Raw genomic sequence first — 26,626 nt, 5'->3', positions numbered from 1 at the left:
AAACTGGGATGCCCTTGCAACCAGGCTGCGTGCCTATAATGCGCAGCAGCCTGCAAACAGGTCGTTATCTCCAGTGTCCAACGCAGTTCACGCAATAAGGAAACCTGCAGCGATGGCGTATTACCGCACCCCTCATGATGTAACGACCTTGCCTGCGTGGCAGGCGCTCCAGCAGCACCGCGATGCCATGCAGGACTTCAGCATGCGCGATGCATTCAATGCTGATCCGCAGCGTTTCGACCAGCTGTCCCTGAGCACTTGCGGCCTGTTCCTCGACTACTCGAAGAACCTGATCAAAAGCGAAACTCGCGATCTGCTGGTCAAGCTGGCCAAAGAAGTGGGTTTGCAAGAAGCCATCACATCGCTGTTTGCCGGCGAGATCCTCAACGCCTCGGAAGACCGCCCGGCCCTGCATACAGCTTTGCGCCGACCCGTAGGCGACAAGCTGAACGTCAACGGCGTCAACGTGATGCCCGAGGTGCACAAAGTCCTCAATCAGGTGACTGAGCTGGTCGGCCGCATTCATGACGGCTTGTGGCGCGGTTACAGCGAAAAGCCGATCACCGATGTGGTGAACATCGGTATCGGTGGCTCGTTCCTCGGCCCCGAACTGGTTTCCGAAGCGCTGCTGCCCTACGCCCAGCGTGGCGTGCGTTGCCACTACCTGGCGAACATCGATGGCAGCGAGTTCCACGAACTGTCGGCGAAATTGCGCGCTGAAACCACGTTGTTCATTGTTTCGTCGAAGTCTTTCAATACCCTGGAAACCCTCAAGAACGCCCAGGCGGCCCGGGTTTGGTACCTGGCGCAGGGCGGCTCGGAAGCCGAGCTGTACAAGCATTTCATTGCCGTGTCGAGTAACAAGGCAGCTGCGGTGGCCTTCGGTATTCGCGAAGAGAACATCTTCCCGATGTGGGATTGGGTAGGCGGTCGTTATTCGTTGTGGTCGGCCATTGGTTTGCCCATTGCCCTGGCCATCGGCACCGCCAACTTCAAGGAACTGCTGTCGGGTGCCTACACCATGGACCAGCATTTCCAGAACGCGCCCTTCGAGCAGAACATGCCGGTGCTGCTGGCCCTGCTAGGCGTCTGGTACGGTAACTTCTGGGGTGCGCAAAGCCATGCGATCCTGCCGTACGATCACTATCTGCGTAACATCACCAAGCACCTGCAACAGCTGGACATGGAGTCCAATGGCAAGAGTGTTCGCCAGGACGGCACCCCGGTAAACCACGACACCGGACCGGTAATCTGGGGCGGCGTTGGTTGCAACGGCCAGCATGCTTACCATCAGTTGTTGCACCAAGGCACGCAATTGATTCCTGCCGACTTCATCGTCCCGGTGGTCAGCTTCAACCCGGTTGCCGACCACCACCAGTGGCTGTATGCCAACTGCCTGTCGCAAAGCCAGGCACTGATGCTCGGCAAGACCCGCGCCGAAGCAGAAGCCGAGCTACGCCAGAAAGGCTTGAGCGAAGCCGAAGTGCAAAAGCTGGCGCCGCACAAAGTGATTCCGGGCAATCGACCGAGCAACACCCTGGTCGTTGAACGTATCAGCCCGCGTCGTCTCGGCGCCCTGGTTGCGATGTACGAGCACAAGGTTTTCGTCCAGAGCGTGATCTGGGGCATCAACGCCTTCGACCAATGGGGCGTGGAGCTCGGCAAGGAGCTGGGCAAAGGCGTCTATCAGCGCCTCACCGGCGGCATCGAGGAGGCAGCTGAAGATGCCTCGACCCAAGGTCTGATCAACTTCTTCCGCAGCCGTCACCGCGGTTGATCGCCTGCGGTACCCCTGGCCGGACGAACACCGCCAGGGGTACCGGCTACACTGTCCTGACAAAAACATTCAGGACAGGACCCCGCCATGTTCGATATCAGCGCCTACCCCCACGCCGATGCCGTCAGCAAAGCGGCGCAACTGAACCAGGCCGACTATGAGCGCCTGTACCGCCAATCGATCGAAGACCCTGATAGCTTCTGGTCCGAACAAGCCAGCATCTTGGATTGGATCAGGCCTTGGAGTTGCATCCAGCAAAGCGACATGAAGACCGGTCAAGCGACATGGTTCAAGGACGCTCAACTCAACGTCAGCTACAACTGTATCGATCGTCACCTGGCTTCGCGCGGCGACCAGCCCGCAATTATCCGTGAAGGCGACAACCCTGCCGACTCCAGCGTCATCACCTACCGTGAACTGCACAGCCATGTGTGCCGCCTGGCCAATGTGCTCAAGCAGCGCGGCGTGAAGAAAGGGGATCGGGTATGTATTTATATGCCTATGGTCCCCGAGGCCGCTTACGCCATGCTCGCGTGCAGTCGCATCGGAGCGATCCATTCGGTCGTGTTTGGGGGGTTCTCGCCCGATGCACTGCGTGATCGTATTCTCGACGCCGACTGCCGCACGGTCATCACTGCCGATGAAGGTGTTCGCGGTGGCAAGACCGTGGCGCTGAAGAACAACGTCGACAAGGCCCTGCTCAGTTGCCCGGAGGTGAGCAGTGTGGTGGTGATCCAGCGTACCGCAGGCAAGATCGACTGGCGTGAGGGCCGCGACCTCTGGTATCACCAGGCGATCACCCACGTAGACGGGGATTGCCCTCCCGAGCCAATGGATGCAGAAGACCCGCTGTTCATCCTCTACACCTCCGGCAGCACCGGAAAACCCAAGGGCGTGCTGCACACCACGGGTGGTTACCTGTTACAGGCTGCACTGACCTTCAAGACAGTGTTCGACTACCGCGACGGCGAAGTGTTCTGGTGCACGGCGGATGTCGGCTGGGTGACCGGTCACAGTTACATCGTCTACGGTCCCCTGGCCAATGGCGCTATCACCTTGATGTTCGAGGGCGTGCCCAACTACCCCGATGCCTCGCGCTTCTGGCAGGTAGTGGATAAACACAACGTGAACATCTTCTATACCGCACCCACCGCCCTGCGCGCCCTGATGCGAGAAGGCGAAGCACCGCTCAAATCCACTTCACGCAAAAGCCTGCGCCTGCTTGGCAGTGTCGGTGAGCCCATCAACCCGGAAGCCTGGATTTGGTATTTCAATGCCGTGGGCGAGCAACGGTGCCCGATAGTCGACACCTGGTGGCAGACCGAAACGGGCGGCATCATGATTACTCCATTGGTTGGCACCCGACGCGTCAAGCCCGGCTGTGCTACCCAGCCGATGTTCGGTGTGCAACCGGTGTTGCTCGACGACAAGGGCAAACTGATCGATGGGCCCGGCAGTGGCCTACTGGCGATCAAAGCCAGTTGGCCTGGGCAGATCCGCAGCGTCTATGGCGATCACCAACGGATGATCGACACTTACTTCAAACCGCTACCCGGCTACTACTTCACCGGGGACGGTGCTCGCCGTGACGAAGATGGCGACCTGTGGATAACTGGCCGCGTCGATGATGTGATCAACGTGTCGGGACACCGGATAGGCACCGCTGAAGTCGAGAGCGCACTGGTCTTGCATGACGCCATCGCAGAAGCCGCCGTGGTCGGGTACCCTCATGATCTCAAGGGCCAGGGTATCTATGCGTTTGTTACCCCCATGAATGGCGTTGATTCGGACGACACGCTCAAGCAGGAGCTTCTAACTCTGGTCAGCAAGGAGATTGGCAGCTTTGCCAAACCCGACCTGATTCAATGGGCACCAACCTTGCCGAAAACCCGTTCAGGCAAGATCATGCGGCGGATCCTGCGCAAGATCGCCTGTAACGAACTGGAAAACCTCGGTGACACTTCGACACTGGCCGACCCCAGCGTGGTCCAGGGCCTGATCGACAAACGCCTAAACCAGTAAGCGGCAGTTCTACCGGCTGCCGTATCACAAGGTAGCTATGGAAATGATTCGCCGCCGTATCGAAACCCAGGTGATGAGCCTGACCGGCTTGTCCCTGGGACAGCTTGATCTGGAAACCCCCAAGGGTGATCCAGGGTTATTCGGCCCGCAAAGCATCAGTTGGCGTGTACACGGCGATTTTCCCAGCATGCTGGTCGGCGGTATCAGTGCCTTGCTTCTGCAGCTGTTACACCCCCTGGCCCTGGCCGGGGTCTGGGATCATTCCAACTTCCGCCAGGACTTGCTGGGGCGCCTGCGCCGTACCAGCCAGTTCATCTCTGGCACCACCTTCGGCTCCAGCCGCGATGCCAACTGGTTGATCGAAAAGGTCCGGACCATTCACTTGCAGGTAGTCGGCACCTCCGCTGACGGTCGCCCTTACGCTGCCAGTGACCCCGACCTGCTGACGTGGGTGCATGTGGCGGAGGTCAGCAGCTTTCTTGCCGCCCACCTGCGCTACCGCAACCCGCACCTGCCAGTTGCCGAGCAAGATGCCTATTACGCCGAGATTGCCCTGATTGCAGAGCGCCTGGGTGCTCGTGACGTACCACGCTCGTGCCAACAGGTAAGCGACTACCTGCAAGCAATGCGCCCTCACCTGCACTGCGATGAGCGCAGCCACGAGGTGGTACAAGTGCTGCTCGATGCCCCGGCCCCCAGCCGTCTGGCCAAGCCGGTAGGGCGTCTGATGCTGCATGCAGGCATTGACCTGCTACCGGAATGGGCCAGCGACATGCTGCAACTCCAGCAACCGACGTGGCAGCGCGGCGTGCTTCGCCTGGGGATAAAGACCACTGCCCCCGTCCTGCGCTGGGCCATGCGTGATGGCTCTGCGCATAGGGCACGGCGACGCATGGGTATCGACTGAAAGCCACCAGCCGGCTCGCCAATGGCCGTAAGCCGCGCATCTATGCCACCATGACGGCCGATCAAGGCCCGATGGGCTTGTGCTGTTCTGACACCAAAATGAATAAGAGTGAGGACCTGCGCCATGCAAGATGTCGTTATTGTTGCCGCCACCCGTACAGCTGTCGGTAGCTACCAAGGAGCGCTGGCCGCCATTCCCGCAGTGGATCTCGGCGCTGCCGTGATCCGCCAGTTGCTGACCCAAACCGGCATCGACGCCGAGCTGGTCGATGAGGTTATCCTCGGCCAGGTGCTGACTGCGGGCGCCGGGCAGAACCCTGCGCGCCAGGCCGCGATCAAGGCAGGCCTGCCCCACGCCGTGCCGGCCATGACCTTGAACAAAGTCTGCGGTTCCGGGCTCAAGGCCCTGCACCTGGCCACCCAGGCCATTCGCTGCGGCGATGCTGAAGTCATCATTGCTGGCGGCCAGGAAAACATGAGCCTGGCCAACTACGTAATGCCAGGCGCCCGCACAGGTTTGCGCATGGGCCACAGTAGCCTGATCGACAGCATGATCAGCGACGGCCTGTGGGATGCCTTCAACGACTACCACATGGGTATCACCGCCGAGAACCTGGTGGAAAAATACGGCATCAGCCGTGAAGAACAGGACGCCTTTGCTGCCGCTTCCCAGCAAAAGGCTGTCGCAGCCATCGAAGCGCAGCGCTTCGTCGACGAAATTACCCCGATCCTGATCCCGCAACGCAAAGGCGATCCGATTGCCTTTGCCACTGACGAACAACCGCGCGCCGGCACCACTGCCGAGTCCCTGAGCAAGCTCAAGCCTGCCTTCAAGAAAGATGGCAGCGTCACCGCCGGCAACGCCTCGTCCCTCAACGATGGCGCCGCTGCCGTGATGCTGATGAGTGCTGCCAAGGCCCAGCAACTGGGGCTGCCGATCCTGGCGCGAATCAAGGCCTACGCCAATGCCGGTGTCGACCCGGCAATCATGGGCATCGGCCCGGTCAGTGCCACACGTCGCTGCCTGGAAAAAGCCGGTTGGGCGCTAAGTGATCTGGACCTGATCGAAGCCAACGAAGCCTTCGCTGCCCAGGCATTGTCGGTGGGCAAGGAATTGGACTGGGATGCCAGCAAGGTCAACGTCAACGGCGGCGCGATAGCGCTGGGTCACCCGATTGGTGCCTCGGGGTGCCGCGTATTGGTGACGCTGCTGCACGAAATGATCAAGCGTGATGCGAGCAAGGGGCTGGCTACCCTGTGCATCGGCGGCGGTCAGGGTGTGGCACTGGCAATCGAGCGCTGAAATTAGAATGTAGCCGGGGCCGCAACGGCCCCGCCTATGGCATGAGCTGATAAACTGCACGTCCGCAAACCAAGGCCACGTGCATGTCCCTCTTGAATCAGGCGCTGCGCGCCGCCCTCGACGCCCGCCAGGGTCTTATCGCTGAACTGCATGCCCAAGGCACCGACTGCTATCGCCTTTTTCACGGCAGCCAGGAGGGCGCCAGCGGCCTGACCATTGACCGTTACGGCCCGCAACTATTGGTGCAGAGCTTCCACCAGACGCTGGAAACCAGCGCCTTGCTCGAACTTCACGCCTCGATTGAAACGCAACTGGGGCTCGAGCTTCTGCTGGTCTACAACGACCGCTCCCAAGGTAACAGCCGCATTGACCGCCGTGACCCGGTGTACCAGGCCAGCGAAGCGGCCCTGGCGGATCATGTCGGCCACGAGTGGGGCCTGAACTACCGTGTCCGTGGCCGCCATGGCGGGCAGGACCCTCTACTGTTTCTCGACCTGCGCAACGCTCGCGGCTGGGTAAAACAACACAGTGCCGGGAAACGCGTGCTCAATCTTTTTGCCTATACCTGTGGTGTAGGACTTAGTGCTGCAGCGGGTGGTGCCAGCGAGGTATGCAATCTGGACTTTGCCGAGGGCAATCTGGCGGTGGGCAAGGAAAACGCTGCGCTTAACCCACAGTTAGTGCCGATGAGTTTCATCCAATCCGATTACTTTCCAGCCATTCGCCAGTTCGCCGGTTTGCCCATCAGCCAGCGCCGTGGTCACAAGCTGCCAGCCTACCCGCGCCTGGAACAGCGCCAGTTCGACCTGGTGTTTCTCGATCCGCCTGCCTGGGCCAAGAGCGCGTTCGGGACCGTCGACTTGTTACGTGACTATCAAAGCCTGCTCAAGCCCGCGCTGCTTAGCACTGCCGAGGATGGCGTGCTGATCTGTTGTAACAACCTGGCCAGAGTCAGCCTCACCGATTGGCGCGAGCAAGTACTGCGTTGCGCCGAAAAAGCAGGCCGGCCGGTGCGCGACTGTCAGGTGCTGTCACCGGCCAGCGACTTTCCGTCACAGGACGCTCAGCCACCGCTCAAGACCTTGATTTTGCAGCTCTGAAAGAAAAAAGCGGATATTCCGCGCTACCTTCGGAACCGATTTTACGTGCCATACTCCAAGCACCTCCGTGACAGATAGACGACGCCGCACATGCCCAAAGGATTGAAACGCGCCATCGGCGCCATGTTGGCCGCCTTGGCCCTTTACAGCCTGCTTGGCTTTCTGATTCTCCCAGGTGTTGCCTTGCGCATCGCCAACCAGCAGTTGGCCAACTACGCCACGGTACCTGCCCATCTGCAGCGTATAGAGCTCAACCCGTTCAGCCTCGAGCTGACACTCTGGGGCCTGCAGATAGGCGAGCCGGGCAAGGAACAGGTCGGTTTCGAGCGACTGTACGCCAACCTGCAGCTCGACAGCGTGTGGACTGGCGCCCTGCACCTTGCTGGCGTGGAGCTGGACAAGCCCCACACCGAGTTGCTGTTCGCCAAAGATGGCACGCTGAATCTCACACAACTGTTCAAATTGCCGCCCAGCGAACCAAAAGCTGATGAGCCAGCCAGCGATCCTTTCCCATTGCGCATCGGCAGCATAAAGCTCCACGAAGGCTACCTGCACTTCCAGGACTTGCGCCCCAGCGAACCCATCGAGTTCTTGTACGACTCGATGAATCTGGAACTCAAGAACCTCAGCACGCTGCCTGATGACAGCAGTGATATGACCCTGGTTGCCATCGGGCCGGCAGGTGGTCGCATCGACTGGAGCGGCACCCTGAGCCTGGTACCCATCGCCTCTGAAGGTACCCTCAAGGTCACTGACGGCAAGATGAAAGCCTTCTGGCCGTATGTACGCGACGCCGTGCCGCTGGTGCTGGAAGAAGGCGTGGTAAGCCTCGACACCCACTACAAACTGAATCTCTCGAAAGAAACCGAACTGTTGCTGGACAACACCTCGGTGAGCATTGCGCCTTTTGCCATCAAGGCACCGGACGGTAGGCCGCTCGCGCGCCTGGCTCGCCTGGATGTCAGCGAAACGTCAATCGACCTCGCCAAGCAAGTTGTCACGATCGGCAAAATCCGCAGTGAACGGCTCGAAACCTGGGCAGCCCTGGAGGTAGATGGCCAACTTGATTGGCAAAAACTGTTCGCCAGTCAGCCGGCCAAGCCTACGGCAAAAGACAAAGCCGAACCCGCTGCTGCCGAACCTGACAGTCAGGAGAAAATCCCTGCCGAGCCCGCAAAGCCTTGGCAAGTACTGCTCAAGGACGTGCAACTGCGCAACTATAAAGTTCATCTGGCCGACCGCTCTCAAAAAGAGCCGGTAGCCCTGGATGTCGGGCCGCTGAACCTGGATCTGCAGAACTTCGACAGCCTCAATCAGTCGCCTTTCAACCTCAAGCTCGATACCGGCGTGGGCAAACAAGGCAAATTGCAGGCAGCCGGTGAGGTCAACCTGTCACCTGTCAGCGCGAAGCTCAAGGTCAACACCCAGGACATAGACCTGCGAATCGCCCAAGCCTATATCAGCCCGTTCATCCGCCTTGAACTACGTAGCGGCATGCTCGGCAGCGACCTCAATGTTGACCTCAAGAGTACCGAGCCACTGGCGTTCAACATTGATGGCAAGGCACAGGTCAACCAGTTGCACACGCTGGATACGATCAAGAATCGCGACTTCGTCAAATGGCAGCAACTGAACCTGGACGGCTTGTCCTATCGTCATGGCGATACGCTGAGCATTGGCAAAGTCAGCTTGAAGCAACCCTACGCACGCTTCATGATCAACGAAGACCGCACCACCAACGTCGATGACCTGTTGATTCCACAGCCAGCCACCGCGCAAAGCAATGCCCCGGCAAAAAGCCAAGCACCGGCCAGCAGCGACAAGCCGCTGGGTATTCGTATCGGCGCCATCGACATCAACGACGGCTCGGCGAACTTCGCCGACTTCAGCCTGACTCCCAACTTCGCGACTGCTATCCAGCAGTTGAACGGGCAAATCGGTACGATCGACAATCGCCAGCCCAAACCGGCCAAAGTCGACATCAAGGGCAAGGTCGATCGTTATGCGCCTGTGACCATCAAAGGTGCATTGAACCCCTTCGACCCGATGGCAAGCCTGGATATCGCTACCAGCTTCAAGCGTGTCGAGCTGACCACCCTGACACCTTACTCGGGTAAATTCGCCGGGTTCCGTATCCGCAAGGGCCGCCTGAACATCGATCTGCATTACATCATCACCCAGGGCAAGCTCAAGGCCGAAAACAAGGTGGTGGTCGAACAACTGCAACTCGGTGAAAAGGTCGACAGCCCGGATGCAGTCGACCTGCCTATTCGCCTGGCAGTGGCCTTGCTCAAGGATACCGACGGCAAGATTTCCATCGAGCTGCCCGTTACCGGCGATTTGAACGACCCGCAGTTCAGCGTGATGCCGATCGTCTGGCAAACCCTGCGTAACCTGGTGCTGCGTGCGGCCCAGGCGCCGTTCAAATTCATTGGTGGACTGATCAGCGGCGGTGATGCCCAGGACCTCGGTAACGTCGCCTTCGCCGCAGGCTCCAGCGACTTGGCACCCGACGCACAGAGCGCCCTGGACAAGCTGGCAGCGGCGCTCAAGGAACGCCCTGCCCTGCGCCTGGAGATTGAAGGCACCAGCGCCCAGAGCAGTGACGGGCCGTTGATTGCCCAGCAGCGCCTGGAACGTGAGTATCAGAGCACCTACTACAAGATTCTCCAACGTCGTGGCGACAAGGTTCCCGCCCAGGCATCGGACCTGACTGTTCCTGAGAGCGATAAGCCGGCCATGCTCGAAGGTATCTACCGCACCCGTATGAAACAGCAGCCACCGGCTGAGTGGGAGCAACTGGACCGTGAGCAACGCAGCAACCAGTTGCGCGACGCAGTGCTCAAATCCTGGGGCGAAAGCGCGCTGCTGCTGCGCCAACTGGGCCAGGCCCGGGCCAGCAGCATCAAGGACTACCTGGTCGATAAAGGTAAGCTTGAGGATGACCGGGTGTACTTTATCGATGCCAGCCTAGGTCAAGCTGAAGCCGATGGCCGAGTGATCACGCCACTGCATCTGGATGCCGAGTGAGCCACTAGGGTCAGGCCTGCGCCGCGATCAAAAAGAAGCCCCGGCAATAAGTGCCGGGGCTTTGAGTGACCAAGTCCTTTTGGTCTTTCGCATGAACCTTAAAAGCTCAGCGAGTCGGGACAAACCTTACTCGGCTTTCAGACCGTCAGCCGAAACGGCTTGAACACCTTTGATTTTCTTGGCAATTGCTACTGCCATTTCTTTCTGCGAAGCAGTGACAGCTACGTCCGAAGAGAGGGAGACAACGCCTTTGTTGGTCTCTACCTTGATATCGGTGCCTGGTACGCCTTTTTCAGTCATCAGATCAGCTTTGACCTTGGTGGTGATCCAGGTGTCAGAACCCGCTTCAGTTGCCTTGGTCATTTCACCGGCAGCTAGGGTCATCGGAGCCTGGGCGGTTTGTTGGGCAAACGCCGCGTTGGCCATGGTCAGCGTCAGAGCGGTGGCAGTAGCGGCAGCAATAGCGAACTTCTTCATACGAGACACTCCTGTTTTTCGAAAAATCTGCGCCGTGAATCCTGGCAGCAGGTGTATGAATACCGTTGCAGAGCTTGTGCCAGGTTTTTGAATTATTTTTTCTTTTATAAATCAATGATTTATAAAATCTCGCGAAAAATCCAATCGTGCAATTTGCAAGCCGTGGAAAAATCCTGCATGCAAGATGCAAGTCCGCAAGGTAATTTTCCGGGCATAAAAAAAGGACCCCGAAAGGTCCTTTTTCTTAAGCTACGTTCTTAAACGCCGGATGCCTTGGCAGCAGCAACGTCCTTGATCGACAGCTTGATACGGCCGCGGTTGTCCACGTCCAGTACCAGTACTTCAACTTCCTGACCTTCTTTGAGGATATCGGTCACTTTCTCGACGCGAGCATCGCTCAGCATAGAGATGTGAACCAGACCGTCCTTGCCCGGCAGGATGTTAACGAAGGCACCGAAGTCAACGATGCGCTCTACCTTACCGACGTAGATCTTGCCGATCTCGGCCTCAGCGGTAATACCCAGAACGCGCTGACGGGCAGCTTCAGCAGCTTCTTTGGTTTCGCCGAAGATCTTGATCGAGCCGTCGTCTTCGATATCGATCGAAGCCTTGGTCTCTTCGCAGATTGCACGAATGGTCGCGCCACCTTTACCGATGACGTCACGGATCTTGTCGGTGTCGATCTTCATGGCGATCATGGTCGGAGCATTTTCCGACAGCTCGCTACGGGACTGACCAATGATCTGGTTCATCTGGCCGAGGATGTTCAGGCGCGCTTCCAGGGCTTGGCCCAGGGCGATTTCCATGATCTCTTCGGTAATGCCGTTGATCTTGATGTCCATCTGCAGTGCGGTAACGCCTTTAGCGGTACCAGCAACCTTGAAGTCCATGTCGCCCAGGTGGTCTTCGTCACCGAGGATGTCGGTCAAAATAGCGAATTTCTCGCCTTCTTTAACCAGACCCATGGCGATACCGGCAACCGGTGCCTTCATCGGTACACCGGCATCCATCAGTGCCAGGGAAGCACCGCAGACCGAAGCCATGGAGCTGGAACCGTTGGACTCGGTGATTTCCGATACTACACGGATGGTGTACGGGAACACGTCGGCGGCAGGCAGCATAGCCTGAACCGAACGGCGAGCCAGACGACCGTGACCGATTTCACGGCGACCAGCACCGCCCATGCGACCACACTCACCTACCGAGAACGGTGGGAAGTTGTAGTGCAGCATGAAGGGGTCTTTTTTCTCGCCTTCGAGGGTGTCCAGCAGTTGGGCATCACGGGCAGTACCCAGGGTCGCAACGACCAGTGCCTGGGTTTCGCCACGGGTGAACAGGGCCGAACCGTGGGTTTTTGGCAGAACACCGACTTCGATGTTCAGCGGACGTACGGTCTTGGTGTCGCGACCGTCGATACGTGGCTTGCCGTTAACGATGTTTTCGCGAACGGTGCGGTATTCGATTTCACCGAAGATTTCTTTGACTTCGGAAGCCGCTGGCTGACCTTCTTCGCCGGAGAACTTGGCGATCGCCTGATCGCGCAGCTCGCCCAGACGAGCATAACGGTCGGCCTTGACGGTGATGGTGTAGGCGTCGGAAACCGCAGCACCGAACTCGCCACGGATGGCGCTCAGCAGTGGGGTGTTCTCGGCTTTGGCAGTCCAATCCCAAGTAGGCTTGGCAGCTTCGGCAGCCAGTTCTTTTACCGCCTGGATAACAGCCTGGAACTCGTCGTGAGCGAACAGTACGGCGCCCAGCATCTGGTCTTCGGTCAGCTCTTTGGCTTCCGATTCAACCATCAGTACGGCGTCGGAAGTACCGGCAACGACCATGTCCAGGCTAGAAGCAGCCAGTTGCTCGTAAGTTGGGTTCAGCAGGTAGCCGGTGCTTTCGTGGAAAGCAACGCGCGCAGCGCCAATCGGGCCTTCGAACGGAATGCCGGAGATTGCCAGGGCAGCCGAGGTACCGATCATCGCAGCGATGTCCGGATCGGTCTTCTTGCTGGTGGAAACGACGGTGCAGACAACCTGCACTTCGTTCATGAAACCTTCTGGGAACAGCGGACGGATCGGACGGTCGATCAGACGCGAGGTCAGGGTTTCTTTCTCGGAAGGACGGCCTTCACGCTTGAAGAAACCACCTGGGATCTTGCCGGCGGCGTAGGTCTTTTCCTGATAGTGAACGGACAGGGGGAAGAAGCCTTTGCCTGGATCAGCCTGTTTGGCACCGACCACGGTCACCAGCACGGTGACATCGTTATCGACAGTGACCAATACGGCGCCGGACGCTTGACGAGCAATACGGCCCGTCTCGAGGGTTACGGTCGACTGACCGAACTGAAATTTCTTGATTACCGGGTTCACGGTTTCCTACCTTCTTCAGTGGCTCTGGGGGAACTGGTTCTTGCGAATTCTTGGGCAGAACAGGGAATCGGCCCTGTTGGCAGTCCAGATAAAACTAGAGGCTGGAAGCCTGCCCTGCCCTTGCGGTAAACCGCTTAGGCGAGGCAAACAACCAACCTCATAGATACGCGCGGCGTACTCATCGCTCCCGATGCCAGGCATCGGAAGCGATGAATACAGCACGCCGCGCACACCACTGGCCAGGCCGCTATTAGCGACGCAGACCCAGGCGACCGATCAGGGCGCTGTAACGAGTGGCGTCTTTGCCCTTCAGGTAGTCCAGCAGCTTACGACGCTGGTTAACCATACGGATCAGACCACGACGGGAGTGGTGATCTTTACCGTTGGCCTTGAAGTGGCCTTGCAGCTTGTTGATGTTGGCGGTCAGCAGTGCAACCTGCACTTCTGGCGAACCGGTGTCACCGGCTGCTTGCTGGTATTCGCCAACGATCTTTGCTTTTTCTTCAACGCTGAGTGCCATCTGGCTTCTCCAAATCAAGGGAAACCGAACAAACGGTTTCCAATAGGCCAGGGACAAATCCCTGTATTCATAAAGTGAGGCGTGACCATGCCTATTAACAGCCATCCTCTTTACCACCAGTTCCAGGCTAAGGCCTGAAACTGAAGGTTTCGATCATTCCGACCGAATCAAACGACGTGGCGCAATGCGCCCGTCTTCGCTCACTTCACCGATACCAATGAAGCGACCGTTTTGATCTTGCACCCGAACCATGCCGAACTTCGGCGCTTCGGGAGCCCTGACCGGTTGGCCATGCAACCAGTAAAAAGCACTATGCTCAGAGAACTGCAGCAAAGGCCAGTCTTGCAGACCGCTGTCCGAAGGCATCAAGAAGCGATCGACTGCTTCGTTGCCACCTTCAGCGTGAACCGCTTCAAGTTCTTCGAGGGTCACGGTCTGGGCCAGTTCAAAAGGCCCGGCGTGAGTGCGACGCAGTTCGGCGACATAGGCGCCACACCCCAACTGCTCGCCGATATCCTCGACCAGCGTGCGGATGTAGGTACCTTTGGTGCAACCGACCGAGAGGCGTACCCGGGTGCCTTCGCACTCGAGCAACTCCAAGCGCTTAATAGTAACAGAACGCGCCTCGCGCTCCACTACTTCCCCTGCACGAGCAAGCTTGTACAGCGGCTGGCCATCGCGTTTAAGGGCAGAGTACATCGGCGGTATCTGACTGATTTCACCACGAAATTGTGGCAAAACCGCTTCGACATCGGTGCGACCGACGGTCACGTCCCGTGTCTTCAGCACCTCGCCTTCAGCATCGCCGGTAGTGGTGGTCTGTCCCAGTTGCATCACCGTTTCGTACCCCTTGTCAGAGTCGAGCAGGTACTGGGAAAACTTGGTGGCCTCGCCGAAGCACAACGGCAGAACGCCACTGGCCAACGGGTCGAGGCTACCGGTGTGCCCGGCCTTTTCGGCATTGAGCAACCAGCGAACCTTCTGCAAGGCGGCATTGGAGGTGAACCCCAAAGGCTTGTCGAGCAGGATAATGCCACTGACGTTACGACGAATACGTTTGACCTGGGCCACCGCTTACTCCTTGGTGTCCGGGGTTTCGGCAGTCTGGTGCTGGCTGTCTTCGGCAACAGCACGCTCGATCAGCGCCGATAGATGGGCGCCACGCGTAACGCTCTCATCGTAGTGGAAATGCAATTGCGGCACGCTGCGCAGCTTCATTTCCTTGCCCAACTGCATACGCAGGAAACCTGCGGCTGAATTGAGCACTTTAACGCTTTGCTTGATGTCTTCAGCGCTGTCATCGCCCATGACGGTGATGTACACCTTGGCGTGACCGACATCGCGGCTGACGTCGACGGCGGTGATTGTCACCAGGCCGACGCGTGGGTCTTTGACTTCGCGACGAATCAGTTGAGCCAGCTCGCGCTGCATCTGATCGCCAATGCGTTGGGTACGGCTATATTCTTTGGCCATTTTTGCTACCTGTAACTAAAGCGGCAAACGCCCGGTCAGGCTTGAGCCTGACCGGGCGTTGCGTTCAGAACCGCTAACGAGCGCCTTGCGACGGGCGTTTCGCGCTTCCCATACTCGATGCTTAAAGCGTACGAGCGACTTGGACTTTTTCGAAGACTTCGATCTTGTCGCCGACTTTGACGTCGTTGTAGCTCTTCACGCCGATACCGCATTCCATGCCGGCACGCACTTCGGACGCATCGTCCTTGAAGCGACGCAGCGATTCCAGCTCGCCTTCGAAGATAACAACGTCTTCGCGCAGTACACGGATCGGACGGTTGCGGTAAACCACACCTTCCACGACCATGCAGCCTGCGATGGCGCCGAACTTAGGCGAACGGAACACGTCACGCACTTCGGCGATACCGAGGATGTTCTCGCGAACATCGCTGCCGAGCATACCGGTCAAGGCTTTCTTGACGTCTTCAATGATGTCGTAGATCACGTTGTAGTAACGCATATCCAGACCTTCCTGCTCGACGATCTTACGTGCGCCAGCATCGGCACGAACGTTGAAGCCGAACAGTACTGCATTGGAAGCCAGGGCCAGGTTGGCGTCGCTCTCGGTGATACCACCGACACCGCCACCAATCACGCGAACCTGTACTTCGTCGTTGCCAAGGCCGCTCAGGGAACCTTGCAGGGCTTCAAGAGAACCACGTACATCGGACTTGAGAACGATGTTGAGGGTTTTCTTCTCTTCCTGGCCCATGTTCTCGAAGATGTTTTCGAGCTTGCCAGCATGCGCGCGAGCCAGTTTGACTTCGCGGAACTTGCCTTGACGGAACAGGGCAACTTCACGGGCTTTCTTCTCGTCAGCCACTACCGACAGCTCGTCACCGGCATCCGGAGTGCCGTCCAGACCGAGGATCTCGACCGGGATAGCCGGACCGGCTTCCTTAACAGGCTTGCCGTTTTCGTCGAGCATGGCACGTACACGGCCGTAGTTCGAACCGCACAGGACCATGTCGCCCTGGCGCAGAGTACCGTCTTGAACCAGAACGGTAGCAACCGGACCGCGACCCTTGTCCAGACGCGACTCGACTACAACACCGCGACCTGGGGCCGACGGGGTAGCCTTGAGCTCGAGGATTTCGGCTTGCAGCAGAACGGCTTCGAGCAGCTCGTCGACACCGGTACCCATCTTCGCCGATACCTTGACGAAAGGAGTGTCACCACCCCACTCCTCGGAGGTAACGCCTTCGACAGACAGCTCGTTACGGATACGGTCGAGATCGGCGCCCGGCTTGTCAATCTTGTTCACCGCTACAACCAGTGGAACACCAGCGGCCTTGGCATGCTGGACGGCTTCACGGGTTTGCGGCATCACACCATCGTCCGCCGCGACCACGAGGATCACGATGTCGGTGGCCTTGGCACCACGGGCACGCATTGCAGTAAACGCGGCGTGACCTGGGGTGTCGAGGAAAGTAACCATACCGCGATCGGTTTCTACGTGGTATGCACCGATGTGCTGAGTAATACCACCGGCCTCGCCAGCAGCAACCTTGGCACGACGAATGTAGTCGAGCAGCGAGGTCTTACCGTGGTCAACGTGACCCATTACGGTCACAACAGGTGCACGGGCAGAAGTCTCGCCTTCGAACTTCAACGATTCGGCCAGGGAGTCTTCCAGGGCAGTATCACTGACCAGGGTAACTTTGTGGCCCAGTTCTTCAGCAACCAGTTGAGCGGTCTCGCGATCGAGCACCTGGTTGATGGTCACTGGGGTACCCAGCTTGAACATGAACTTGACGACTTCAGCGCCCTTAACGGACATCTGGTTAGCCAAATCGGAAACCGTAATGGTCTCGCCGATCTGTACGTCGCGGATAACCGGGCCGGTCGGGCTCTGGAAGCCGTGAGCATTACGCTTCTTCGGCTTGCCCTTGCCACGACCACCACGACGGAAACCATCGCTTTCTTCGTCGGTGGTACGCGGAGCAGCGCGCGGAGTTGGCGCCTTTTCCTTTTCCTTGACCTTTACCGAAACGCGTGGCGCTTCGTTACGGCGCTCACCACCACGACGATCGTCGTCACGCGACTTATCGTTGCGACGCACGTCGTCTTTCTTGCGGTCGGCAACCGGTGCCGGAGCGGCGTCTGCAGGCGCTGCAACCGGAGCAGGTGCCGGGGCAGCCGGAGCAGCAGCTGCCGGAGCAGGTGCAGCAGCGGCTGGCTGGCGACGAGCTTCTTCCGCTGCACGCTGACGTGCTTCGGACTCGGTTTTCTCGCGAGCAGCGTTCTCTACTGCGCGGCGCTCTTCCAGCTCACGCTTCTGCTCGGCCTGAATTTCTTCCGGGCTGCGCTGAACGAATACTTTCTTCTTGCGTACTTCTACGCTGATGCTCTTGCTACCGGCAACACGCAGGGTGCTGGTGGTCTTGCGCTGCAAGGTAATCTTGCGCGGCTCTTCCACCTTCGCCTTGTGGCTGCTCTTCAAATGAGCCAGCAGAGCCTGCTTCTCATTATCGGTCACTACCTGACCGGCGTCGGTGTGCGGCAGACCTGCCTCACGCATCTGCTGCAGCAGGCGCTCTACCGGTGCAGCGACCTCTTGGGCCAATTCTTTCACCGTGACTTGCGTCATGCACTTCTCTCCTCAGGCCGCGCCTAATTACTCGAACCAATGGGCTCGGGCGGCCATGATCAACTTGCCGGCACGCTCTTCGTCGATGCCGTCGATGTCGAGCAGGTCGTCAATCGACTGCTCGGCCAGGTCTTCGCGGGTAACTACGCCGCGCACCGCCAGTTCCATCGCCAAATCCTTGTCCATACCCTCAAGCGAGAGCAGGTCTTCGGCCGGATGGGCGTCTGCCAGCTTTTCCTCAGTAGCGATGGCTTTGGTCAACAAGCGATCCTTGGCGCGAGCACGAAGCTCGTTGACGATTTCTTCGTCAAAGCCGTCGATGTTGAGCATTTCTTCCAACGGTACGTAGGCAATCTCTTCCAGGCTGGTGAAGCCTTCATCGACCAGCACCTGGGCCAGCTCTTCGTCGACTTCCAGCTCGTCGATGAAGTTGCGCAGGATGTCACCGGTTTCAGCTTGCTGCTTGGCCTGGATGTCCGATTCGGTCATCACGTTCAGGGTCCAGCCGGTCAACTGGCTGGCAAGACGCACGTTCTGGCCGCCACGACCGATCGCCTGGGCCAGGTTGTCGGCACCCACTGCGATGTCCATGGCGTGGGCGTCTTCATCGACGATGATCGCCGCGACTTCAGCCGGCGACATTGCGTTGATGACGAACTGCGCAGGGTTATCATCCCACAGGACGATATCCACACGTTCGCCGCCCAGTTCACCGGACACTGCCTGGACCCGCGAACCACGCATGCCGATACAGGCACCTTGTGGATCAATGCGCTTGTCCTTGGAGCGTACGGCGATTTTGGCGCGCGAACCCGGATCACGGGACGCGGCCATAACTTCGATCAGGCCCTCGGCAATTTCCGGCACTTCGATGCGGAAAAGCTCGATCAGCATCTGTGGCGCAGTGCGCGACAGGATCAGCTGTGGACCACGGTTCTCGGTGCGAATTTCCTTGAGCAGGGCGCGCAGACGCACACCTACACGGAAAGTCTCGCGAGAGATGATGTCTTCGCGGGCCAACAGCGCTTCAGCGTTGTTGCCCAGGTCAACGATGACGTTGTCTCGAGTAACTTTTTTGACCGTGCCAGAGATGATCTCGCCCAGACGCTCGCGGTAGGCATCTACCACTTGAGCGCGCTCGGCTTCACGGACCTTCTGGACGATGACTTGCTTGGCGGTCTGGGCGGCAATGCGACCGAACTCGATCGACTCGATCTTCTCTTCGATTACGTCGCCGACTTTCGCTTCAGGATGAGAATCCTTGATCTTCGCCGGCCAGACTTCGATTGCTGGATCATCCAGATCCGCTTCTTCGACGACCGTCCAGCGACGGAAGGTTTCGTAGCTACCGGTGTGGCGGTTGATTTCCACACGCAGGTCTACTTCGTCGTCAAAACGCTTTTTGGTTGCAGTGGCCAGAGCCACTTCCAGCGCTTCAAAAATTACGCTGGCCGGTACGCCCTTTTCGTTGGATACCGACTCAACAACCAGCAGTACTTCTTTGCTCATCGTACGCCTCGCCTTTCGCAAGCCATTGGATCCACGCGGTCCGCGGGATCCGGCACGTCTCAGTCAAAACTGGGAATAATGTTGGCCTTGTCGATCGAATCGATCGGCAACAGGAACTCTTGGTCATCGACTTGAACGACCACATCCTGCTCCTCCACGCCACGGAGAAGGCCCTGAAAGTTACGACGACCTTCAAAGGGCGTACGCAGCTTGATCTTAACTTGTTCGCCGGCATGCGAAGCGTACTGTTCCAAAGTGAACAGTGGGCGTTCCATGCCAGGAGAGGACACTTCAAGGGTATATTCGGAACTGATCGGATCTTCGACATCAAGGACACCGCTGATCTGACGACTGACAATTGCGCAGTCATCAACCAGGATTCCATCCTCTTTATCGATATAAATACGCAGTACCGAATGTTTGCCTTGAGAGATGAATTCGATCCCCCAGCATTGATAGCCAAGAGCCTCGACCACCGGGGCCAACAAGGCCTGCAACTGTTCTAGCTTGCTCGACACCTGAACCCCCTCGTGCATGCTATGCAAATAAAAAATGGGCAAAGCGCCCATCCCTGATACGCCGTTGAATACCGGCGCTATGACTGTTCAGCCAAGAAAAAGCCCCTGAAAAAGGGGCTCCGCTGATACTGGTTGCGGGGGCTGGATTTGAACCAACGACCTTCGGGTTATGAGCCCGACGAGCTACCAGACTGCTCCACCCCGCGACAAAGCTGGGGCGAAAGTATAAGACCGAACCCTAACAGGGTCAATCTAACCTCCACCTACAAGAAAGCCCGCTGTAGCGGGCTATCTTGTTTCAATTGGTACCGAGAAGGGGACTCGAACCCCTACACCCTATGGGCACAACCACCTCAAGGTTGCGTGTCTACCAATTCCACCACCTCGGCAATACTACTTTGAAACCCGTTACTTCTGCTCTTGAGCGGGAGGAACATCGCCAGTGTTAGTGGCTGCGCCCTTTTGCTCTTGGAGCACCGGTACATCATCTGTTGCCGGTTTTTGCTGCTTCACTTCCAGAACCGCTGGATCTGGCAACCCTACTTGAGTCAGCTCATGAGCTTTCTCTTTAGCAAAGTATCCTAACCCAAGAGCAGTTAAGAAGAAAGAGGCAGCTAGTATAGCAGTAAACTTACTAAGAAAGGTAGCAGAACCTTGGCTTCCGAACACAGTATTTGAAGCACCTGCGCCGAAAGATGCACCCGCTTCCGCACCTTTACCCTGTTGCAACAGCACCAGCACTACCAAACCCAGTGCGCCCAACAGATGAAAAACTACAACGACTGTTTCCAGCATTTTTCAGTTTCCTGCGGCGCGACAAATTGCACCGAATTCGTCTGCGTTCAGGGACGCTCCACCTATGAGCCCCCCATCGATATCCGGCATGCCGAACAGCTCAGCCGCATTGGCCGCCTTCACGCTGCCGCCGTATAGAAGCTGCACATTCTGTGCTACTTCAGGATTCTCTGCCGCCAGTTGGGCGCGGATGGCTGCATGCACATCCTGCGCTTGCTGTGGCGTGGCTGTCAGCCCTGTACCAATGGCCCATACAGGCTCATAGGCAATCACCGCTTTGGCGAAGGCTTCAACACCGAACTCCTCGATGATGCTACCTAGCTGACGCCCTACAATCTCAAGCGTTCTTCCCGCTTCGCGCTCTTCGAGGGTTTCCCCTACACAGAGCACCGGCTTCAAACCACAAGCCTGTGCTGCAGCGAACTTGCGATTGAGAACTTCGTCATTCTCGCCAATGATCTGGCGGCGCTCCGAGTGCCCAATCAGTACCAGTTCGCAACCTGCCTCAGCTAACTGACTTGGTGAAATCTCACCGGTCAATGCGCCTTGCTCAGGCTGTACCGCAGAATTCTGAGCGCCAACGGTGATCGACTTACCTTGCAACCCATCAACCACTTGGCTGATGTACAGCGAGGGAGGAAACACCGCGACCTCAACACCGCTCGGCAGGGCCAAATTACTCAAGCCCTTGATCAGCTCAGCGACGCTGGCGCGGGTACCGTGCATCTTCCAGTTACCAGCTACCATACGGCGACGCATGCTGTACCTCGTCGGTCAAAGTGGGCGCAGATGTTACCCAACCCGATCACTGCTGGCAAGCGTATTTCAAACGCAAACGTCACTTACCAGTTTCGCCAGGGTTTCGGCGTGCGCGCGAACCTGATTTTCATCGTCGCCTTCGACCATGACACGCACCAATGGCTCTGTACCGGACTTGCGCAGCAACACGCGCCCACGCCCGGCCATTTCCTCGGTTGCCCGGGCACTGGCTTCTTTCACGGCAGGATGCTCCAGCGGATCGACCTTGCTTGCACCAAACCGCACATTGATCAACACCTGCGGGCACTTGCGCAGCGACTGGCGGGCCTGCGCGAGGGTCTCACCGCGACGCCTGAGGGCCAGCAGCACCTGCAACGCCGCAATGATCGCATCACCAGTGGTGGTGTGGCTGAAGCACACGACGTGCCCCGAATTTTCGCCACCGAGCACCCATTCACGCTCTTGTAGCTCGGCCATCACGTAACGGTCGCCAACCTTGGCACGCACGAAGGGGATATCCAGGTCCTTGAGCGCAAGCTCCAGGCCCAGGTTACTCATCAGGGTGCCAACTACGCCACCGTTGAGCTTGCCGCGCTCATGCAAGTCACGAGCAATGATATACAACAGGTCGTCGCCGTCGACAATTGCCCCGGTGTGATCGACCATCAACACCCGGTCACCATCACCGTCGAAGGCAATACCCAGGTCTGCATGCCCCACCAACACAGCCGCCTGCAGCGACTCGATATGGGTCGATCCGCAGTTCTCATTGATGTTCAGGCCGTCCGGCTGCGCCGACAGCACGGTGACATTTGCCCCAAGCTCACGAAACACACTTGGTGCAACCTTGTAGGTAGCGCCATGAGCACAGTCGACAACCAGCTTGAGGCCGGCAAAGTCGGTGCTGGTCGGGACACTGCTCTTGCAGAATTCGATATAGCGCCCGGCAGCATCGTTGATTCGCGAGACCTTGCCCAGCTTGCTCGACTCGACAACAGTCATCGGCTGATCGAGCAACTCTTCGATCATCAACTCAATATCGTCCGGTAGCTTGGTACCCTGCCCGGAGAAAAATTTGATGCCGTTATCGTCATGGGGATTGTGCGAGGCACTGATAACGATGCCCGCTTCGGCATGGAATGTGCGGGTCAGGTAGGCGATAGCCGGCGTTGGCATCGGCCCGAGCAGCATGACGTCTGCACCGGCGGCAGACAAACCGGCTTCCAGGGCGGATTCGAACATGTAGCCGGAAATGCGCGTGTCCTTGCCAACCAGCACCCGGCAAGCACCCTGTTTGCGAAAGGCCATGCCTGCCGCCCAACCGAGCTTGAGCATGAAATCCGGGGTGATCGGGTACTCACCAACGCGACCACGAATACCGTCGGTCCCAAAGTATTTTTTGCTCATAGATGCTCCATCACACTTATTCTGCGGCTTGCACCGCTGCAATCATTCGCACTACATCTGCGGTTTCGGCGACATCATGAACACGCAGGATGCTTGCACCCTTGGTCATCGCCAGCGCAGCCAGTGCAAGGCTGCCGTAAAGCCGCTGCTCGACCGGACGATCGAGGGCCTGCCCTATCATACTCTTGCGCGATACACCGACCAGCAATGGCCGCCCAAGGCGATAGAGGGCTTCCATGTGCTTGAACAGGCTGAGGTTGTGCGCAAGCGTCTTGGCAAAGCCAAAGCCGGGATCGAGGATGATCTTGTCGGCTTCGATACCCACCGCCGCGCAGGCCGCCATCCTTTGTTCAAGATAGCTCGCCACTTCAGCGGTGACATCCTGGTAATGCGGATTGTCCTGCATATCGCCGGGTTCGCCACGCATGTGCATGAGACAAACCGGCAAGCCGGTTGCCGCAGCTGCATCGAGGGCACCATCGCGACTGAGTGAGCGCACGTCATTGATCAATCCGGCACCGAGCCTGGCCGATTCGCGAATGACCGCAGGCGTCGAGGTATCGACCGAGATAATGACATCCAACTCGCGATTGATCGCTTCGACCATGGGCGCGACCCGCTCGAGCTCTTCAAGCGCAGAAACAGCACGGGCGCCAGGTCGAGTGGACTCACCACCGATATCGATCAGAGTGGCACCGGCAGCGACCATTGCTTCAGCATGACGCAAGGCTGCATCCCGCTGGTTGAAGCGGCCACCGTCGGAAAAGGAATCAGGCGTGATATTGAGAATACCCATGACATGGGTACGAGACAAATCAAGAACCCGGTTGCCGCAAGGCAACCGGGTTGGGTACTGCTGTGAGGTCATAAGAGCCCTTAGATTTGCGCCGCTGGGCCGCCGATCGGCGATTCCGGACGATCTCCCTGTTGCGCAGGGGTGCCCGAAGTGCCTGACCCACCTTCCCAATCTCGCGGCTCACGCGGCGTACGCCCGGCCATGATGTCGTCGATCTGCTCGGCATCAATGGTTTCGTACTTCATCAGGGCATCTGCCATGGCGTCGAGCTTGTCACGGTTGTCGGTGAGGATCTGCTTGGCGGTGGCATAGCACTGATCGATGATGCTGCGCACCTCGGAGTCAATCAGCTTGGCCGTTTCGCCGGAAACGCTGGTGTGCTGGGAACCGGCACTGCGACCCAGGAACACCTCGCCTTCTTCCTCGGCGTACATCAGCGGACCGAGCTTCTCGGAAAGCCCCCACTTGGTGACCATGTTCCGCGCTATCTGGCTGGCGCGCATGATGTCGTTGGAGGCACCGGTGGTTACACCATCGAAACCAAGTGTCATTTCCTCGGCGATACGGCCGCCATACAACGAGCAGATCTGACTGATCAAGGCACGCTTGGACAGGCTGTAACGATCTTCCTCAGGCAGGAACATGGTGACGCCCAAGGCACGCCCACGAGGAATGATCGAGACCTTGTAGACCGGATCATGCTCAGGCACGACACGACCGACAATGGCATGACCCGCTTCGTGGTAGGCAGTATTACGCTTCTCTTTCTCGGACATGACCATGGTCTTGCGCTCAGCGCCCATCATGATCTTGTCTTTGGCCAGCTCAAACTCTTTCATTTCGACGACGCGCTTACCACCACGCGCAGCGAACAGCGAAGCCTCGTTGACCAGGTTGGCCAGGTCGGCGCCGGAGAAACCAGGCGTACCACGCGCAATTACCGCTGGGTTGACGTTCTCGCCGACCGGCACCTTGCGCATATGTACCTTGAGGATTTGCTCACGACCGCGGATATCCGGCAGACCGACCACAACCTGACGGTCAAAACGGCCAGGACGCAGCAGCGCCGGGTCGAGTACGTCGGGACGGTTGGTTGCAGCGATAACGATAATGCCGTCGTTCATTTCAAAGCCGTCCATCTCAACCAGCAACTGGTTGAGGGTCTGCTCGCGCTCATCGTGACCACCGCCCATGCCAGCGCCACGGTGACGACCAACGGCATCGATCTCATCGATGAAGATGATGCAGGGGGCGTGCTTCTTGGCCTGTTCGAACATGTCGCGAACACGGCTGGCACCCACACCGACGAACATTTCGACGAAGTCCGAACCGGAGATGGTGAAGAACGGCACCTTGGCTTCGCCGGCGATTGCCTTGGCCAGCAAGGTTTTACCGGTACCCGGGGGACCGACCATCAAAACACCACGAGGAATACGGCCACCCAGGCGTTGGAACTTGCCCGGATCGCGCAGGAACTCGACCAGCTCACCGACTTCTTCCTTGGCTTCATCGCAACCTGCGACATCGGCCAGGGTGGTCTTGACCTGATCTTCCGACAACAGGCGCGCCTTGCTCTTGCCGAAACTCATCGGCCCGCCCTTGCCACCTGCACCACCTTGCATCTGGCGCATGAAAAACATGAATACAGCAATGATCACCAGGATCGGGAAGCTCGCCACCAGCAGTTGTGTCCAGATGGACTGCTGCTCAGGCTGCTTACCTTCGACCACAACGTGATTGTCGACCAGGTCACCGATCAGGCCATTGTCCTGAATTGCCGGACGGATGGTCTTGAAGCTGTCGCCATCGGTTCGCTTGCCAGTAATGACATAGCCGTCGACCGCAACGCGCTCGACCTTGCCATCCTTGACCTGCTGAATGAAGTCGGAATAGTTGAGGGTCTGCGGCTCATTCGGGCTGGAGAAGTTGTTCATCACCGTCACCAGGACGGCTGCGATGATCAACCACAGGATCAAGTTCTTTGCCATATCGTTCAATTAGCTACCCTCTGAAGCCGGCTGACGGCGCAGCCGTGCCTCGCATGATATTCACCGGCCTAACTTACTACATAACCTACACATCTGCAGGCGCCGTCTGTAACCCTTTGTGAAACCTAGACTACACGATGTTCATCCAGGTCAGGCAGGACAGCCGATTGGAAAAAACTATCGGACACCCTGGAAGTCACCGGCCTGAAGCCTTACTCGCCGCGATAACCTCTCGCCAGCATGTACTGCTCGCGAGAGCGATCCCGTGAGGAATCAGGTTTAAGCATTATGATCTTGTCGAATTTTTTACGCGCATCTTTCAGATACACGTCAAATCCTTCGCCCTGGAAGATCTTGATCACAAAATCACCACCAGGCTTGAGCACCCGGGTTGCCAGATCAAGGGCCAACTCGCACAGAAACATGGCTTTGGGCATGTCTACGGCAGGCGTACCACTCATATTGGGGGCCATATCGGAAATCACAAGGTCTACATGTGAATTACCGACGGCCTCAAGAATTTGGGCGAGCACTTCATCCTGGGTAAAATCGCCGCGAATGAAGGTAACATCCGGAATGCTGTCCATTTCCAGGATGTCAGACGCAATCAGGCGACCCTGACCGCCAATCAGACGACTGGTAACCTGCGACCAGCCCCCAGGCGCCGCCCCGAGGTCGATCACGCTCATTCCCGGGCGAATCAGGCGGTATTTTTCCTGGATTTCCAGCAATTTATAGCTCGCACGCGAGCGATATCCGTCCTTTTGCGCCTTTTTGACGTAAGGATCGTTGAAGTGTTCTTTTAGCCAGCCAAGGCTTGTCTTGGAACGCGCCATTGGGCACCTCGATGATTAGGGTCGTGATTAACTGGGCGGATCCACGGGCCCTCGGGTAAAATGGCCGCCATTTTTACAGAATCAGACACAAGGGTCAGATTATGCCGCTCAATAACGAGCAGAAGAAACAGTACAAATCCATTGGCCACGATCTGAAGCCAGTTCTGATTGTGGCAGGCAATGGGCTGACTGAGGGCGTTATCGCCGAACTCGAACGCGCTCTGGTTGATCATGAGTTGATCAAGGTAGAGATTCGTTCGGAAGATCGTGAAGAACGTGCTGCCGCAATCGCTGCACTGTGCAAGGCCGGTCGCGCCGAACTGGTACAGACCATCGGCAAAAAAGCGCTGATCTACCGCCGCAACCCACAGCCAAACAAGCAGCTTTCGAACATCCATCGCTACAAGTGATGTTCGCC

At 57.9% G+C, this 26,626-nt stretch carries 21 protein-coding genes and 2 tRNA genes; 7 read left to right on the top strand and 16 right to left on the bottom strand.

From position 1 onward, the window contains the following. Window positions 1-112: 112 nt before the first annotated feature. The 6 genes from pgi (at window position 113) to H8F21_RS11765 (ending at window position 10,138) form a co-directional block, all read left to right on the top strand. Window positions 113-1,777 carry a glucose-6-phosphate isomerase gene (gene pgi, locus H8F21_RS11790; RefSeq protein ID WP_203482714.1) on the top strand — a complete coding sequence of 555 codons (1,665 nt, stop codon included), beginning with the start codon at window positions 113-115 and terminating at the stop codon, window positions 1,775-1,777. An 87-nt stretch (window positions 1,778-1,864) separates the two neighbouring features. Further along, window positions 1,865-3,799 carry an acetate--CoA ligase gene (acs, locus tag H8F21_RS11785; RefSeq protein ID WP_203584393.1) on the top strand — a complete coding sequence of 645 codons (1,935 nt, stop codon included), beginning with the start codon at window positions 1,865-1,867 and terminating at the stop codon, window positions 3,797-3,799. 37 nt (window positions 3,800-3,836) lie between these two features. Then, on the top strand, window positions 3,837-4,706 hold the full coding sequence (locus H8F21_RS11780; RefSeq protein ID WP_203543997.1) for an oxygenase MpaB family protein: 870 nt from the start codon (window positions 3,837-3,839) through the stop codon (window positions 4,704-4,706). A 123-nt stretch (window positions 4,707-4,829) separates the two neighbouring features. Beyond that, window positions 4,830-6,008, top strand: coding sequence for an acetyl-CoA C-acetyltransferase (locus tag H8F21_RS11775; RefSeq protein WP_203482717.1), 1,179 nt, complete (start codon window positions 4,830-4,832; stop codon window positions 6,006-6,008). Between the two features lie 83 nt (window positions 6,009-6,091). Beyond that, entirely contained in the window at window positions 6,092-7,108 is a 1,017-nt protein-coding gene (locus H8F21_RS11770; RefSeq protein ID WP_203584392.1) for a class I SAM-dependent rRNA methyltransferase, read from the top strand. 90 nt (window positions 7,109-7,198) lie between these two features. Further along, complete coding sequence (locus tag H8F21_RS11765) at window positions 7,199-10,138, top strand: DUF748 domain-containing protein (RefSeq protein WP_203584391.1); 2,940 nt, start codon at window positions 7,199-7,201, stop codon at window positions 10,136-10,138. 126 nt (window positions 10,139-10,264) lie between these two features. On the opposite strand, the gene H8F21_RS11760 is transcribed toward H8F21_RS11765, so the two are convergent. The 16 genes from H8F21_RS11760 to rlmE all read right to left on the bottom strand — a co-directional run bounded on the left by H8F21_RS11760 (window position 10,265) and on the right by rlmE (window position 26,208). Next, on the bottom strand, window positions 10,265-10,615 hold the full coding sequence (locus tag H8F21_RS11760) for a BON domain-containing protein (protein ID WP_136474448.1): 351 nt from the start codon (window positions 10,613-10,615) through the stop codon (window positions 10,265-10,267). A gap of 257 nt (window positions 10,616-10,872) precedes the next feature. Further along, complete coding sequence (gene pnp, locus H8F21_RS11755; protein WP_136474447.1) at window positions 10,873-12,978, bottom strand: polyribonucleotide nucleotidyltransferase; 2,106 nt, start codon at window positions 12,976-12,978, stop codon at window positions 10,873-10,875. Window positions 12,979-13,228: 250 nt separating this feature from the next. Continuing rightward, window positions 13,229-13,498, bottom strand: coding sequence for a 30S ribosomal protein S15 (gene rpsO, locus H8F21_RS11750; protein WP_203482755.1), 270 nt, complete (start codon window positions 13,496-13,498; stop codon window positions 13,229-13,231). Between the two features lie 153 nt (window positions 13,499-13,651). Continuing rightward, on the bottom strand, window positions 13,652-14,569 hold the full coding sequence (truB, locus tag H8F21_RS11745) for a tRNA pseudouridine(55) synthase TruB (RefSeq protein WP_203584390.1): 918 nt from the start codon (window positions 14,567-14,569) through the stop codon (window positions 13,652-13,654). A 3-nt stretch (window positions 14,570-14,572) separates the two neighbouring features. After that, a complete protein-coding gene (gene rbfA / locus H8F21_RS11740; RefSeq protein WP_203482757.1) occupies window positions 14,573-14,971 on the bottom strand; it encodes a 30S ribosome-binding factor RbfA in 399 nt (132 codons plus the stop codon). A gap of 121 nt (window positions 14,972-15,092) precedes the next feature. Next, on the bottom strand, window positions 15,093-17,600 hold the full coding sequence (infB, locus tag H8F21_RS11735) for a translation initiation factor IF-2 (protein WP_203584389.1): 2,508 nt from the start codon (window positions 17,598-17,600) through the stop codon (window positions 15,093-15,095). Between the two features lie 27 nt (window positions 17,601-17,627). Then, entirely contained in the window at window positions 17,628-19,109 is a 1,482-nt protein-coding gene (gene nusA / locus H8F21_RS11730) for a transcription termination factor NusA (protein WP_203482759.1), read from the bottom strand. Between the two features lie 59 nt (window positions 19,110-19,168). Beyond that, on the bottom strand, window positions 19,169-19,627 hold the full coding sequence (gene rimP, locus H8F21_RS11725; RefSeq protein WP_168198507.1) for a ribosome maturation factor RimP: 459 nt from the start codon (window positions 19,625-19,627) through the stop codon (window positions 19,169-19,171). 129 nt (window positions 19,628-19,756) lie between these two features. Continuing rightward, window positions 19,757-19,833, bottom strand: a tRNA-Met gene (locus tag H8F21_RS11720). Between the two features lie 97 nt (window positions 19,834-19,930). Next, window positions 19,931-20,016, bottom strand: a tRNA-Leu gene (locus tag H8F21_RS11715). A gap of 19 nt (window positions 20,017-20,035) precedes the next feature. Then, window positions 20,036-20,422, bottom strand: a complete 387-nt coding sequence (gene secG / locus H8F21_RS11710; RefSeq protein ID WP_136474441.1) for a preprotein translocase subunit SecG — start codon at window positions 20,420-20,422, stop codon at window positions 20,036-20,038. Window positions 20,423-20,425: 3 nt separating this feature from the next. Further along, on the bottom strand, window positions 20,426-21,181 hold the full coding sequence (gene tpiA / locus H8F21_RS11705; RefSeq protein ID WP_203482760.1) for a triose-phosphate isomerase: 756 nt from the start codon (window positions 21,179-21,181) through the stop codon (window positions 20,426-20,428). A gap of 66 nt (window positions 21,182-21,247) precedes the next feature. Continuing rightward, window positions 21,248-22,588: a phosphoglucosamine mutase gene (glmM, locus tag H8F21_RS11700; RefSeq protein ID WP_203482761.1), complete on the bottom strand. Its 1,341-nt coding sequence runs from the start codon at window positions 22,586-22,588 to the stop codon at window positions 21,248-21,250. 16 nt (window positions 22,589-22,604) lie between these two features. Next, window positions 22,605-23,456, bottom strand: coding sequence for a dihydropteroate synthase (gene folP / locus H8F21_RS11695; RefSeq protein ID WP_203482762.1), 852 nt, complete (start codon window positions 23,454-23,456; stop codon window positions 22,605-22,607). An 8-nt stretch (window positions 23,457-23,464) separates the two neighbouring features. Further along, window positions 23,465-25,372: an ATP-dependent zinc metalloprotease FtsH gene (ftsH, locus tag H8F21_RS11690; RefSeq protein ID WP_203482763.1), complete on the bottom strand. Its 1,908-nt coding sequence runs from the start codon at window positions 25,370-25,372 to the stop codon at window positions 23,465-23,467. Window positions 25,373-25,584: 212 nt separating this feature from the next. Next, window positions 25,585-26,208, bottom strand: a complete 624-nt coding sequence (gene rlmE, locus H8F21_RS11685) for a 23S rRNA (uridine(2552)-2'-O)-methyltransferase RlmE (RefSeq protein ID WP_203482764.1) — start codon at window positions 26,206-26,208, stop codon at window positions 25,585-25,587. 101 nt (window positions 26,209-26,309) lie between these two features. Between rlmE and yhbY the strand changes: the two genes are divergently transcribed. Then, window positions 26,310-26,618 (top strand): ribosome assembly RNA-binding protein YhbY, encoded by a 309-nt coding sequence (gene yhbY / locus H8F21_RS11680; protein WP_010222973.1) that lies wholly within the window; start codon window positions 26,310-26,312, stop codon window positions 26,616-26,618. The last annotated feature ends 8 nt before the right edge of the window (window positions 26,619-26,626 follow it).

It is taken from the genome of Pseudomonas arcuscaelestis (assembly GCF_016881005.1).
Taxonomy (GTDB): domain Bacteria; phylum Pseudomonadota; class Gammaproteobacteria; order Pseudomonadales; family Pseudomonadaceae; genus Aquipseudomonas; species Aquipseudomonas arcuscaelestis.
The sequence above is the reverse complement of the archived record's forward strand: the minus strand, read 5'-3'. Positions and strand labels throughout refer to the sequence as shown.

Bases quoted from the DNA above. Each gene is read 5' to 3' on its own strand.
- pgi (WP_203482714.1), top strand. From the start codon at position 113: ATGGCGTATTACCGCACCCCTCATGATGTAACGACCTTGCCTGCGTGG.
- acs (WP_203584393.1), top strand. From the start codon at position 1,865: ATGTTCGATATCAGCGCCTACCCCCACGCCGATGCCGTCAGCAAAGCG.
- H8F21_RS11780 (WP_203543997.1), top strand. From the start codon at position 3,837: ATGGAAATGATTCGCCGCCGTATCGAAACCCAGGTGATGAGCCTGACC.
- H8F21_RS11775 (WP_203482717.1), top strand. From the start codon at position 4,830: ATGCAAGATGTCGTTATTGTTGCCGCCACCCGTACAGCTGTCGGTAGC.
- H8F21_RS11770 (WP_203584392.1), top strand. From the start codon at position 6,092: ATGTCCCTCTTGAATCAGGCGCTGCGCGCCGCCCTCGACGCCCGCCAG.
- H8F21_RS11765 (WP_203584391.1), top strand. From the start codon at position 7,199: ATGCCCAAAGGATTGAAACGCGCCATCGGCGCCATGTTGGCCGCCTTG.
- H8F21_RS11760 (WP_136474448.1), bottom strand. From the start codon at position 10,615: ATGAAGAAGTTCGCTATTGCTGCCGCTACTGCCACCGCTCTGACGCTG.
- rpsO (WP_203482755.1), bottom strand. From the start codon at position 13,498: ATGGCACTCAGCGTTGAAGAAAAAGCAAAGATCGTTGGCGAATACCAG.
- rbfA (WP_203482757.1), bottom strand. From the start codon at position 14,971: ATGGCCAAAGAATATAGCCGTACCCAACGCATTGGCGATCAGATGCAG.
- infB (WP_203584389.1), bottom strand. From the start codon at position 17,600: ATGACGCAAGTCACGGTGAAAGAATTGGCCCAAGAGGTCGCTGCACCG.
- nusA (WP_203482759.1), bottom strand. From the start codon at position 19,109: ATGAGCAAAGAAGTACTGCTGGTTGTTGAGTCGGTATCCAACGAAAAG.
- secG (WP_136474441.1), bottom strand. From the start codon at position 20,422: ATGCTGGAAACAGTCGTTGTAGTTTTTCATCTGTTGGGCGCACTGGGT.
- tpiA (WP_203482760.1), bottom strand. From the start codon at position 21,181: ATGCGTCGCCGTATGGTAGCTGGTAACTGGAAGATGCACGGTACCCGC.
- glmM (WP_203482761.1), bottom strand. From the start codon at position 22,588: ATGAGCAAAAAATACTTTGGGACCGACGGTATTCGTGGTCGCGTTGGT.
- folP (WP_203482762.1), bottom strand. From the start codon at position 23,456: ATGACCTCACAGCAGTACCCAACCCGGTTGCCTTGCGGCAACCGGGTT.
- ftsH (WP_203482763.1), bottom strand. From the start codon at position 25,372: ATGGCAAAGAACTTGATCCTGTGGTTGATCATCGCAGCCGTCCTGGTG.
- rlmE (WP_203482764.1), bottom strand. From the start codon at position 26,208: ATGGCGCGTTCCAAGACAAGCCTTGGCTGGCTAAAAGAACACTTCAAC.
- yhbY (WP_010222973.1), top strand. From the start codon at position 26,310: ATGCCGCTCAATAACGAGCAGAAGAAACAGTACAAATCCATTGGCCAC.